At 71.6% G+C, this 11,291-nt stretch carries 10 protein-coding genes and 1 tRNA gene; 7 read left to right on the top strand and 4 right to left on the bottom strand.

The features are described 5' to 3' along the window. Positions 1–2,107 (bottom strand): pyruvate dehydrogenase (acetyl-transferring), homodimeric type (gene aceE, locus VF825_RS00465; protein WP_414695728.1); only part of this gene is annotated, 2,107 nt, incomplete at its 3' end. A gap of 129 nt (positions 2,108–2,236) precedes the next feature. Beyond that, positions 2,237–3,085 carry a formate dehydrogenase accessory sulfurtransferase FdhD gene (fdhD, locus tag VF825_RS00460; protein ID WP_331108968.1) on the bottom strand — a complete coding sequence of 283 codons (849 nt, stop codon included), beginning with the start codon at positions 3,083–3,085 and terminating at the stop codon, positions 2,237–2,239. An 86-nt stretch (positions 3,086–3,171) separates the two neighbouring features. Between fdhD and VF825_RS00455 the strand changes: the two genes are divergently transcribed. From VF825_RS00455 to VF825_RS00445, 3 genes are read left to right on the top strand one after another with little or no spacing between them, the layout of a single operon-like run. After that, the gene (locus VF825_RS00455) at positions 3,172–4,557 is read left to right on the top strand and encodes an OFA family MFS transporter (protein ID WP_331108966.1); all 1,386 of its coding nucleotides are present in this window, start codon (positions 3,172–3,174) and stop codon (positions 4,555–4,557) included. After that, complete coding sequence (locus VF825_RS00450; RefSeq protein WP_331108964.1) at positions 4,554–4,709, top strand: MFS transporter small subunit; 156 nt, start codon at positions 4,554–4,556, stop codon at positions 4,707–4,709. Before VF825_RS00455 ends, VF825_RS00450 begins: the two co-directional genes overlap by 4 nt. Before the next feature lie 58 nt (positions 4,710–4,767). Next, the gene (locus VF825_RS00445; RefSeq protein ID WP_331108962.1) at positions 4,768–5,160 is read left to right on the top strand and encodes a hypothetical protein; all 393 of its coding nucleotides are present in this window, start codon (positions 4,768–4,770) and stop codon (positions 5,158–5,160) included. An 18-nt stretch (positions 5,161–5,178) separates the two neighbouring features. On the opposite strand, the gene VF825_RS00440 is transcribed toward VF825_RS00445, so the two are convergent. Beyond that, positions 5,179–7,164, bottom strand: coding sequence for a S53 family peptidase (locus VF825_RS00440; RefSeq protein WP_331108960.1), 1,986 nt, complete (start codon positions 7,162–7,164; stop codon positions 5,179–5,181). Positions 7,165–7,304: 140 nt separating this feature from the next. After that, entirely contained in the window at positions 7,305–9,575 is a 2,271-nt protein-coding gene (locus VF825_RS00435) for an FdhF/YdeP family oxidoreductase (RefSeq protein WP_331108958.1), read from the bottom strand. Positions 9,576–9,756: 181 nt separating this feature from the next. Here VF825_RS00435 and VF825_RS00430 point away from each other — a divergent pair, with 181 nt between their 5' ends. From VF825_RS00430 to VF825_RS00415, 4 genes are all read left to right on the top strand, one after another. Beyond that, a complete protein-coding gene (locus VF825_RS00430; RefSeq protein ID WP_414695729.1) occupies positions 9,757–10,185 on the top strand; it encodes a DUF3052 domain-containing protein in 429 nt (142 codons plus the stop codon). Positions 10,186–10,205: 20 nt separating this feature from the next. Continuing rightward, entirely contained in the window at positions 10,206–10,712 is a 507-nt protein-coding gene (locus tag VF825_RS00425; protein WP_331108954.1) for a peroxiredoxin, read from the top strand. 14 nt (positions 10,713–10,726) lie between these two features. Further along, positions 10,727–10,799, top strand: a tRNA-Val gene (locus tag VF825_RS00420). Between the two features lies 1 nt (position 10,800). Continuing rightward, the coding region (locus VF825_RS00415) for a Nif3-like dinuclear metal center hexameric protein (protein WP_331108952.1) at positions 10,801–11,291 on the top strand (491 nt) is incomplete at its 3' end.

Below are 11,291 nucleotides of genomic sequence, written 5' to 3'. Positions count from 1 at the left end.
TGTCGCCGTACATGCGCCGCAGGCCGTCCTCGACGATCGTGGCGATCTCGTAGGCGTAGGCCGGGTCGTAGGAGACGACCGCCGGGTTGGTCGAGGCGATCAGCGGGCTGTGCCCGTCGGCGTGCTGCAGGCCCTCACCGGTGAGGGTGGTGCGGCCGGCGGTCGCGCCGATGAGGAAGCCACGCGCCATCTGGTCGGCCGCCGCCCAGATCGAGTCGGCGGTCCGCTGGAAGCCGAACATCGAGTAGAAGACGTAGACCGGGACCATCGGCTCGCCGTGGGTGGCGTAGGCCGAGCCCGCCGCGGTGAACGCCGCCACCGAGCCGCCCTCGTTGATGCCCACGTGCAGGATCTGGCCCTGCGGGGACTCCTTGTAGGCCAGCATCAGGTCGGCGTCGACCGAGGTGTAGTTCTGCCCGTGCGGGTTGTAGATCTTGGCCGTCGGGAAGAACGAGTCCATGCCGAAGGTGCGCGCCTCGTCGGGGATGATCGGCACCACGCGGCGGCCGAACTCCTTGTCGCGCATGAGCTCCTTGAGCAGCCGGACGAACGCCATCGTCGTGGCGATCTGCTGCTTGCCCGAGCCCTTCTTCACCGCCTCGTAGGCCGTGTGCTCCGGCAGCTTCAGCGCCTTGGGCTGGACCCGGCGGTTGGGGATGCCGCCGCCGAGCTTCTGCCGCCGCTCGCGCAGGTACTGGATCGTCGGGTCGTCCTCGCCGGGGTGGTAGTACGGCGGGAGGTAGGGGTTGGCCTCGAGCTGCTCGTCGCTGATCGGGATGCGCAGGCTGTCGCGCAGGCCCTTGAGGTCGTCGAGGGTCAGCTTCTTCATCTGGTGCGTGGCGTTGCGGCCCGCGAAGTGCGTGCCCAGGCCGTAGCCCTTGATGGTCTTGGCCAGGATGACCGTCGGCTGGCCGTTGTGCTCCATGGCCGCCTTGTAGGCCGCGTAGACCTTGCGGTAGTCGTGGCCGCCGCGCTTGAGGTTCCAGATGTCCTGGTCGGTCATCCCGTCGACCATGGCGCGGGTGCGCGGGTCGCGGCCGAAGAAGTGCTCGCGGATGAACGCCCCGTCGTTGGCCCGGTAGGTCTGGTAGTCACCGTCGGGCGTGGTGTTCATCAGGTGCACGAGGGCGCCGTCGCGGTCGGCGGCCAGCAGCGGGTCCCACTCACGGCCCCAGACGACCTTGATGACGTTCCAGCCGGCGCCGCGGAAGAACGCCTCGAGCTCCTGGATGATCTTGCCGTTGCCGCGGACCGGGCCGTCGAGGCGCTGCAGGTTGCAGTTGATGACGAAGGTGAGGTTGTCCAGCTCCTCACCGGCCGCGACCTGGAGCAGGCCACGCGACTCGGGCTCGTCCATCTCGCCGTCACCGAGGAACGCCCAGACGTGCTGCTGGCTGGTGTCCTTGATGCCGCGGTTGTGCAGGTACTTGTTGAACTGCGCCTGGTAGATCGCGTTCATCGGGCCCAGGCCCATGGACACCGTGGGGAACTCCCAGAAGTCCGGCATGAGCCGCGGGTGCGGGTAGGACGGCAGCGCCAGCGGCTTGCCGTCGACGACGTGGGAGTGCTCCTGGCGGAAGCCGTCGAGCTGCTGCTCGGTCAGCCGGCCCTCGAGGAAGGCGCGGGCGTAGATGCCGGGGGAGCCGTGACCCTGGATGAAGATCTGGTCGCCGCCACCCTCGTGGTCCTTGCCGCGGAAGAAGTGGTTGAAGCCCACTTCGTAGAGCGTCGCGGCCGAGGCGTAGGTCGAGATGTGGCCGCCGACGGAGATGTCGGGCCGCTGGGCGCGGTGCACCATGACCGCGGCGTTCCAGCGCAGGAACGCGCGGTAGCGGCGCTCCACCTCCTCGTCACCGGGGAACCACGGCTCGCCCTCGGGGGCGATCGTGTTGATGTAGTCGGTCGCCGTCAGCGACGGGACACCGATCTGGCGCTCCCGCGCCCGCTCGAGGAGCTTGAGCATGACGTAACGCGCCCGGGTGCGCCCGCTCTCGTCGATCACCCCGTCCAGCGACTCGAGCCACTCCTGCGTCTCCTCGGGGTCGATGTCCGGGAGCTGACTGGGGATGCCGTTCAGGATCGGTCCGGCTTCCTCGCGTGCCACCACGCCTTGTCCTTTCTCGCACTGTCCGTCACTGGCGACGGTGACCCGTCGGGGCCGCGTGCGGCCCTCAGTGACACCCCATCCTCCACCCGAACGCGGGCTTGGTCACATTCGGGTCCGGGACCTTGACACCTACCCGTCGGTAAGCCCCAGCCGCTCGCCCCCGGCGTAGACCGTCATCCGGGGGTCGCGCACGAAGCCGACCAGCGTCATCCCCGCCTCGGTGGCCAGCTCCACGGCCAGGCTGGAGGGCGCGGAGACGGCGGCCAGGACCGGCACCCCGGCCATCAGCGCCTTCTGGGTCAGCTCGAAGCTGGCCCTGCCGCTGACCGCCAGCACGTGCCCGGCCAGCGGCAGCCGGTCCTCCCGCGCGGCCCACCCGAGGACCTTGTCCACCGCGTTGTGCCGGCCCACGTCCTCGCGCACCGCGAGCAGCTCGCCGTCGCCGGTGAACAGCCCCGCCGCGTGCAGCCCGCCGGTGCGGTCGAACACCTTCTGCTGCGCACGCAGCGCCGCCGGCATGGCGGCCACGACGGCGGGGGAGAGGCGCAGCGGGTCCTGCGCCACGGCATACCGGCTCTTGGTGGTGATCGCCTCGATGCTGGCCTTGCCACAGATGCCGCAGGAGCTCGTCGTGTAGAAGTCGCGGGCCGCGCTGGCCGGCGGCGGCTGGACGCCCTCGGCCAGGGTCACGTCGACGACGTTGTAGGTCGGCCGCCCGTCCTCGCCCTCGTCCAGGCAGTGCATGAGGTGACGCACGTCGGAGGCCGCGCCGATCAGCCCCTCGGTGAGCAGGAAGCCGATCGCCAGGTCGAAGTCGTCGCCGGGCGTGCGCATGGTCACCGCCAGGGAGGTGCCGCCGACCCTGACCTCCAGCGGCTCCTCGACGGTGACGGTGTCCGGGCGGGCGACCACGCGCGGCCCCTCCGGGCCGCCCAGGTCGATGCGGTGAGCCGGGGTGCGGCGGGTGACACGTCCCATGCGCCGACTGTATGCCGCGCCGCTCAGCGCGCGGTCCACCCCGTCCCGGCGTAGCGTCCGGCCCACGGGGCAAGGGGAGGTCCACCATGTCGGTGCTCGATCGGGAGCGCAGCGTCGCGCGCCCAGGCTTCAGCCGCTGGCTCATCCCGCCGGCGGCGCTCGCGGTCCACCTGTCCATCGGGCAGGTCTACGCCTTCAGCGTCTTCAAGACCTCGCTGGTGGCGCACTTCGGCACCGGGCAGACGCCGGTGGCGGCCATCTTCTCCATCGCCATCGTCATGCTCGGGCTGTCGGCGGCCTTCGGCGGGACGTGGGTGGAACGGCACGGCCCGCGGGCGGCGATGGTCGTGGCCGCGCTGTGCTGGAGCGCCGGGTTCCTCGTCGGGTCGCTGGGCATCGCCACCAGCCAGCTGTGGCTGCTCTACCTCGGCTACGGCGTCATCGGCGGGATCGGGCTGGGCATCGGCTACATCTCCCCGGTCTCGACCCTGATCAAGTGGTTCCCCGACCGGCCCGGGCTGGCCACCGGCATGGCGATCATGGGCTTCGGCGGCGGCGCGCTGATCGCCTCGCCGCTGTCCAACGCCCTGCTCGGGCACTTCGACGCCGGCTTCGACCCGACCGCCAAGGCCGCGGTCGCCGACGGGCACGCCCTGGCGATGACGTTCCTCGTCCTCGGGGTGGGCTACCTGGTGCTCATGCTCTTCGGTGCCGCGCTGGTGCGGGTGCCGCCGGGCAGCGGCCACGGTGACGCGAGCGCGGCGCACGTGCCGGGCCACCGCGGCGCCCAGGTGCGGGCCGCGCAGGCGATCCGCACGCCGCAGTTCTGGCTGGTGTGGGTGGTGCTGTTCTGCAACGTCACCGCCGGCATCGGCATCCTCGAGCAGGCCGCGCCGATGATCCAGGACTTCTTCCGCGCCGGAGGCGCCTCGTCGGTGACGGCAGCGGCCGCCGGCGGGTTCGTCGGGCTGCTCAGCCTGGCCAACATGGCCGGCCGGTTCGTGTGGTCCTCCACCTCTGACTGGACCGGGCGCCGGCGGATCTACGTCGTCTACCTCGGGGTCGGCATCGTGATGTACCTCCTGCTGGCCACGGTGGGCACGTCCTCGACGGCGCTGTTCGTCGGCCTCGCGGCCGTCATCATCTCCTTCTACGGCGGCGGTTTCGCCACCGTGCCGGCCTACCTCAAGGACCTGTTCGGCACGCTCGAGGTCGGTGCCGTGCACGGCCGGCTGCTCACCGCCTGGTCGGCCGCCGGCGTCGCCGGGCCGCTGATCGTCAACGGCATCCTCGACGCCTCGGGCAAGCCGGGCACCCTGACGGCCGAGGCCTACCGGCCGGCGCTGCTGGTCATGGTGGGCGTGCTGGCGGTCGGCTTCGTGGCCAACCTGCTGGTCCGCGACGTGGACCGGCGCCACTTCGACGGGTCCGTGGCCGGTGAGGCCGACACCCTGCAGGAGGTCAGCGCATGAGCATCGAGTCGCAGACCCGCCGGGCCACCCACGAGCCGGAGCGGGGCACCCCGGTCGCCGCCGTCCTCGGCGCCTGGCTCGTCGTGGCCACGCCGCTGGCCTACGGGCTGTGGCAGACGCTGGTCAAGGCCGCGAAGCTCTTCACCGGTTGACGCCGCATCGGCGCCCGGCGGTACGGAACTGCTGCACCGGCGTCCTCGTCAGACCTGTATGACCTCCATCACGACGCGCCGGCGACCGCGGCGGCTGCTGGTCGGGGCGTGGGGCGTGCTCCTTGTCGCCCTCGCCGCCTGCGGCGGCCAGACCACCGGGGGGACTCCCTCCGGCTCGTCGTCGGCCGCCTCGCCGTCCTCGCCCTCGGCCTCATCGAGCAGCTCCCCGGGGACCGGTCAGCAGACCACGGTCACCGGCCAGGTCATCGAGGGCGTCAGACCCAGCTGCGTGGTGCTGCAGGTCCCCGACCGGCGCTACGCACTCACCGGTGACCTGGCCAAGGGGCTGGCCGTCGGGGCGAAGGTGCGGGTGACGGGCACCGTCCGCCCCGACCTGGTGAGCTCCTGCGGCAGCACGACGTTCGTCGTGACCGCGTTGACCCGCCTCTGACCGGGGCAAGCCTGGCCGTCAGCCCTTGGCGACCGCGCTGATGAAGTCGGTGCCGTTCGGGCTGCCGAGCCCGGTGACATCGTCGTAGCCGGGACGGGTGTAGATCGTGCCGGTCTGGTTGAACGTCCGCAGGCTGGTGGTCGTCCCGCCCGTGGCGTCGAAGCCGTTGAGGAAGTCGACGCGCACGACGCCGTCGGTGACCGCCCGGCCGTGGTTGACGTCCCGGAAGGCCGAGCTGCCGGCCGCGCCGTAGAGCACGGGGTTGAGGAAGCCCACCGAGGACCCGCAGGTCTGACCGGCCAGGGCCACGACCCCGGCGAGCAGCGGGCTCGACAGGCTCGTCCCGCCGAGGCGGTACTCGTCGTAGCGGATCGAGCCGTCCGGGAAGGTCTGGCTCTGGCCCACGAGCATCCCGGTGTTGGGGTCACCCACCATCGCCACGTCCGGTATCGCGCGGTGCGCCCCGTTGCCGAAGAAGTCGCTGATCGAGGTCGGGACCACACCCTGCTGGTAGTCCGGCTGCGGGAACAGCTTGCTGGTGCCCCCACCCCCGCCGTAGAGGAAGGCCGGGGGCCGCGGGGACCAGGCGCCGCCCGTCAGGATGGACTTGCCGGTGCCCCAGCCCTGCTCGAAGCCGTAGCCGTTGCTCTGCGTGACGGCCAGCGAGGTGCCACCGACCGCGGTGACGAACGGGTCGGTCGCCTCGTAGTCGGCCTGACGGGAGCCGGTGTTGGCGATCTCGTCACCGTTGTCGCCGGAGGAGAACAGCATGCTGATGCCCTGGGCTGCGGCCTGGATGAAGGTCTGGTGCTGGGCCGCCACGTCCGCCACGCTGGCGGGCTCGCCGACCGAGCCGTAGGAGTTGGTCACGACCTGCGCCAGCTGGTGGTCGACCACCAGGTTGACGGCCGCGTTGAGGTCGGTGTTGGCGCAGCTGCGGGCGCCGACGTAGAGGACGTCGGCCTGCGGCGCGCTGGCGTGCACCGCCTCGATGTCGAGGGTCTCCTCGGCGTACCAGCCGCTGGCGGAGCAGGCGGTGATGTTGGTGAAGGTGGGGGACACCAGCTGCCTGAGCTGGTGGCGTCCCCAGGGGTTGGCGGAGTCGTGGCGCGTGGCGTAGGTCTTGACGTCCTTGGCGATGAACTTCGAGGCGAAGGCGTCGACGACCGCGACGGTGACGCCGTGGCCGGTGGTGCCGCTGTCGACCGCCGCCTGCACGCCGTAGGCGCCGCGCAGCTGCGGCGGGGTGTAGCCGCAGGGGGCGTAGGTCAGCGGGTCGGCCAGGATCTGCGGCACCGACGAGGCAGCCTTCTGGCCGTACCACGTCGAGCACGGGGGCGCGTTGTGGAACACCGGGTCCGGTGGCGGCAGCACCGTCGCGGGACCTGAGGTGGCGCCGGTCGAGCTGGTGGTGGCCTGCGGGCCGCCGGTGTGCTGCGGGGCGCTGAGGGCGGAGGAGTCGAGGCCGCCGACCCCGAGGACCTGGCCGGCCAGCGCGGAGGGCACCGAGGCCGGGATCGCGTTGGCGGTCACGGTCCGGCCTGAGCGCACGTAGTCGCGCAGGTCGGTCGCGAACGCGCGGTCGACCTGCGCGGTGGTGCCGGTGAACGTCACGAACCGGCGGTTGTCCGGGATGTCGGTGACGGTGAAGCCGTTGGAGCGCAGCCAGCCGGTGACGGCGCCCACGCTGGAGGTGGTGGGTGCGAACCGGGCCCGCCACTCGGCGGCGCTGACGTAGTGCCGGAAGCCGGGGCTGGCCGGGTCCGAGACGGCCCGCGCCAACGCCTCCGCCCCCGCCTCGTCGCGCAGGGCGAGGACGGCGCGGAACGTGTGCCGCGCATCTGACGCGGTCCGGTGCGCCGCCGTGGCGTGAGCAGTCCACGCCGGTGCGGGCTGGACGGTATGACGGGACCCCTCCGCGTGGGCGAGCCCCGGCGACGTCACCGCCAGGACCAGGCAGGTGGTCGCGCCGAGCACGACGGCGCGACGGTGTGCGAGTGCCATGAGCTGCCCCTCCCCGTCGAGACGCGCCGCGAACACCGGCGCAAGAGGGAGCCTTGCGCAACTGATGGAGCGCCGCCTGAGGCGAAACGACGGGGCCGCCTGCGCCAGATGCGGTAGGCCGGGTGGGTGAGTCCCGGGTCTCAGTCCCTCTCGAGGCGGATCACCAGGCTCTTGGCCACGGGGGTGTTGCTCTTCTCGGCCACGTGGTCAGTAGCCATGAGCACGTTGGTCTCCGGGTAGTACGCCGCAGCGCAGCCGGGTGCCGTGGGATAGGCGATGACCCGGAACTGCTCGGCGCGCCGCTCGGTGCCGTCGTACTCGCTGACGATGGTGACCAGGTCGCCCTGGTGCAGCCCCATCCGGTGCAGGTCCGTCGGGTTGACGAGGACCACGCGCCGGCCGCCGTGCACGCCGCGATAGCGGTCGTCGTGGCCGTAGACGGTGGTGTTGAACTGGTCGTGGCTGCGGATCGTCTGCAAGAGCAGCCGCCCCTCGGGCACCTCCAGCACCTGCACCGGGTTGACCACCAGCTGGGCGCGGCCGTCCTTGGTGTCGAACTCGCGGGAGTCGCGCGGCTTGTGTGGCAGCAGGAACCCGCCGGGCTCGCGGACCCGGGTGTTGAAGTCCTCGAAGCCCTTGACCACGTCGGCGATCCGGTCACGGACCGCGTCGTTGTCCTCGGCGAACGTGGCCCACGGGACCTCGCCCACGTCCGGCACGAGGTGGCGAGCCAGGTCGGCGACGATGCGCACCTCGCTGCGGCAGTGCTCCGACGGCGGCGTCAGCGAGCCCGAGGACAGGTGCACCTGGCTCTGGGAGTCCTCGACGCTGACCGCCTGGACCCCGCGGGGGGTCTCGTCGCGGTCGGTGCGCCCCAGCGCGGGCAGGATCAGCGCCTCGCGGCCGGTCACGGTGTGCGAGCGGTTGAGCTTGGTCGAGACGTGGACGGTCAGGTCGCACGCCTCGAGCCCCGCGTGGACCACCGGGGTGTCCGGCGTGGCCATGGCGAAGTTGCCGCCCATGCCGAAGAACACCCGCAGCGACTTCTCGCGCAGCCGGCGCACCACGCCCACGGCGTCGAGGCCGTGCTCGCGCGGGGGCACGAACGCGAACTCCTTGGCCAGCTTGTCGAGGAACTCCTGGGGCATCTGCTCCCAGATGCCCATGGTCCGGTCGCCCTGGACGTTGGAGTGGCCCCGGACCGGGCAGGGGCCGGCTCCCGGCTTCCCGATGTTGCCCTGCAGCAGCAGGACGTTGGTGACCTCCTGGATGGTGGCCACGGCGTGCTGGTGCTGGGTCAGGCCCATCGCCCAGCAGACGACGGTCGCCCGGGAGGAGAGGAACCGCTCTGCGAGGGACTCGATGTCCTCGCGCGCCAGGCCGGTCGCCCGCTCGGTCTGCGCCCAGTCGAGCGTGGCCAGGGACGCCACGTACTCGGCATACCCGGTGGTGCGCTCCTGGACGAACTCGTGGTCGACGACCGAGCCGGGGTTGGCGTCCTCGGCCTGCAGCAGCAGGTGCGCGAGGGCCCGGAACAGGGCGTGGTCGCCACCGAGGCGGATCTGCAGGAAGTCGTCGGCGATCGCCGTGCCGGTGCCGAGGATGCCCTTAACGTTCTGCGGGTTGCGGAAGCGGATCAGCGCGGCCTCGGGCAGCGGGTTGACCGCCACGATGGTGGCGCCGTTCTTCTTGGCGTTCTCCAGGTGGGTCAGCATGCGCGGGGCGTTGGTGCCCGGGTTCTGCCCGCAGATGACGATCAGCTCGGCCTGCTCCAGGGAGTTGAGCGTCACCGCGCCCTTGCCGATGCCGATCTGCTCGGACATGGCGTGGCCGGAGGACTCGTGGCACATGTTCGAGCAGTCCGGCAGGTTGTTGGTGCCGTAGGCCCGCACCATGAGCTGGTACAGGAACGCCGCCTCGTTGCTGGTGCGGCCGCTGGTGTAGAACGCGGCGTCGTCGGGGGAGGGCAGCGCCCGCAGGTGGCGGGTGATGATCGCGTTGGCCTCGTCCCAGGTGACGGGCTCGTAGTGGGTGCCACCCTCGGGCTTGTACATCGGCTCGGTCAGCCGGCCCTGCTGGCCCAGCCACCACTCGCTCTGGGCGTGCAGCGCCGCGATCGGGTGCCGGGCGAAGAACGCGCGGTCGACCCGGCGGGTGGTCGCCTCCCAGGCGACCGCCTTGGCCCCGCTCTCGCAGAACTCGGCGGTGTGCCGGTCCTCCGGGTCGGGGTCGGGCCAGGCGCACGACGGGCAGTCAAAACCCTTGTCCTGGTTGAGCTTGAGGAAGGTCCGCGCGGTGCGGGCCGCCCCCATCTGCTCCAGTCCCTGCTTGAAGGAGCTGGCGATGGCCGGCACCCCCGTCGCCCACGTCTTGGGCGGGTGGACTCGTGGCTGCGCCTCTGGATCGACCATGGCCAGACTGTATGCCGCGCCGCCCCCTCCCGCAGGGGGTGCCCACCTGACCCGCAGATGGCCCGACCTGACCAGATCGGGACGAACTGCTTGCATGTTTCTGCTTGACCTAGTGGACTACGCAGGACAGAACATCTCGGTTCGCCGCTCGGCGGGGGACGTCAACAAGGAGGACACGACGGTGGGTGCGACCGCGGAAGCGGCAGCCACGAACGGCTCGGTCGCAAAGCTGGGGTTCGTCTCGGGGCAGGGAGTCCAGGAGTTCGGCTGGGACGAGGACGTCGACGACGAGCTGCGGCTCGCCATCGAGGCGGTCACCGGCAACGAGCTGGAGGACGAGGAGTCGACCGACGTCGCCGACGCCGTCCTCCTGTGGTGGCGCGAGGAGGACGGGGACCTCGTCGACGCCCTGGTCGACGGGCTGACCAACCTGGCCGACCGGGGGTTCATCGTGCTGATGACCCCCAAGGCGGGGCGTGAGGGGCACGTCGACGCCAGCGACGTGGAGGAGGCCGCGCTCACGGCGGGGCTGCACACCTCGGGGACGGTCAACGCGTGCGCCGACTGGGCCGGCACGCGTCTGGTCGCCCCGAAGTCGGCGCGCCGCTGACGGCTGGCACACTGGGCGCCATGAGCCCCTCGGACGTACACGCCTTCCCGGTCGTGTCGGTGCCCCCTGCCATCGGCGAGAGCGCACCCGACTTCCACCTCAAGGACCAGCACGGCCAGGTCGTGTCGCTCCAGGACTTCCACGGCAGCAAGAACGTCGTGCTGGTCTTCTACCCGTTCGCCTTCTCCGGCACCTGCACCGGAGAGCTGGGCCAGATCCGCGACGACCTCGCCGCGTTCCAGAACGAGCACGTCCAGGTCCTGGCCGTGTCCGTGGACCACATGTTCACCCAGCGGGCGTGGTCGGAGTCCCAGGGCTACGAGTTCCCGCTCCTGTCCGACTACTGGCCGCACGGCGAGGTGGCCCGGGCCTACGGCGTCTTCGAGGAGCAGGGAGGCTTCGCGGCGCGCGGGACGTTCCTCATCGACACCGACGGCATCGTGCGCTGGACCCTGGTCAACTCGGTCGGCGAGGCGCGTGACTTCAGCGGCTACCACGCCGCACTCAAGACCCTGGTCGAGGCCTAGCGCCGGACCGGGTGGGGCCTGTAGCTCAGGTGGTAGAGCACCGCGTTTACACCGCGGGTGTCGTCGGTTCGAGACCGGCCGGGCCCACATGCAGGAGCTGACCCTCGCCGAGGTCGTCCACGCCCTCGACGGGCTCTACCCGCCGTCCACCGCGGCCTCGTGGGACAGCGTCGGTCTGGTGACCGGCGACCCGGAGCAGCCGGTGCGGCGCATCCACCTGGCCGTCGACGCGACGCTGGCGGTCGTGCAGGAGGCCCGGGACGCCGGTGCCGACCTGCTGGTCACGCACCACCCGCTGCTGCTGCGCGGGGTGCACAGCGTCGCCACCACCACCGCCAAGGGTGCGACGGTCACGGCCCTGGTCGTGGCCGACCTCGCGCTCTACGTCGCGCACACCAACGCCGACGTCGCCACCCCCGGGGTCTGCGACGCGCTCGCGACCGCGATCGGCCTGCACGACCTCACCCCGCTGGCGCAGGTCGAGGGCCAGGCCCTCGGCCGGGTGGGCGAGCTGCCCGCCGAGGAGTCCCTCGCGGCCTTCGCCCGCCGGCTGGCCGGGGCCCTGCCGGCCGCGCCCGG

This window comes from Oryzihumus sp., assembly GCF_036391795.1.
Lineage (GTDB): Bacteria > Actinomycetota > Actinomycetes > Actinomycetales > Dermatophilaceae > Oryzihumus.
Note: the sequence above shows the minus strand (reverse complement) of the source record. Positions and strands in the feature narration are given on the sequence as shown.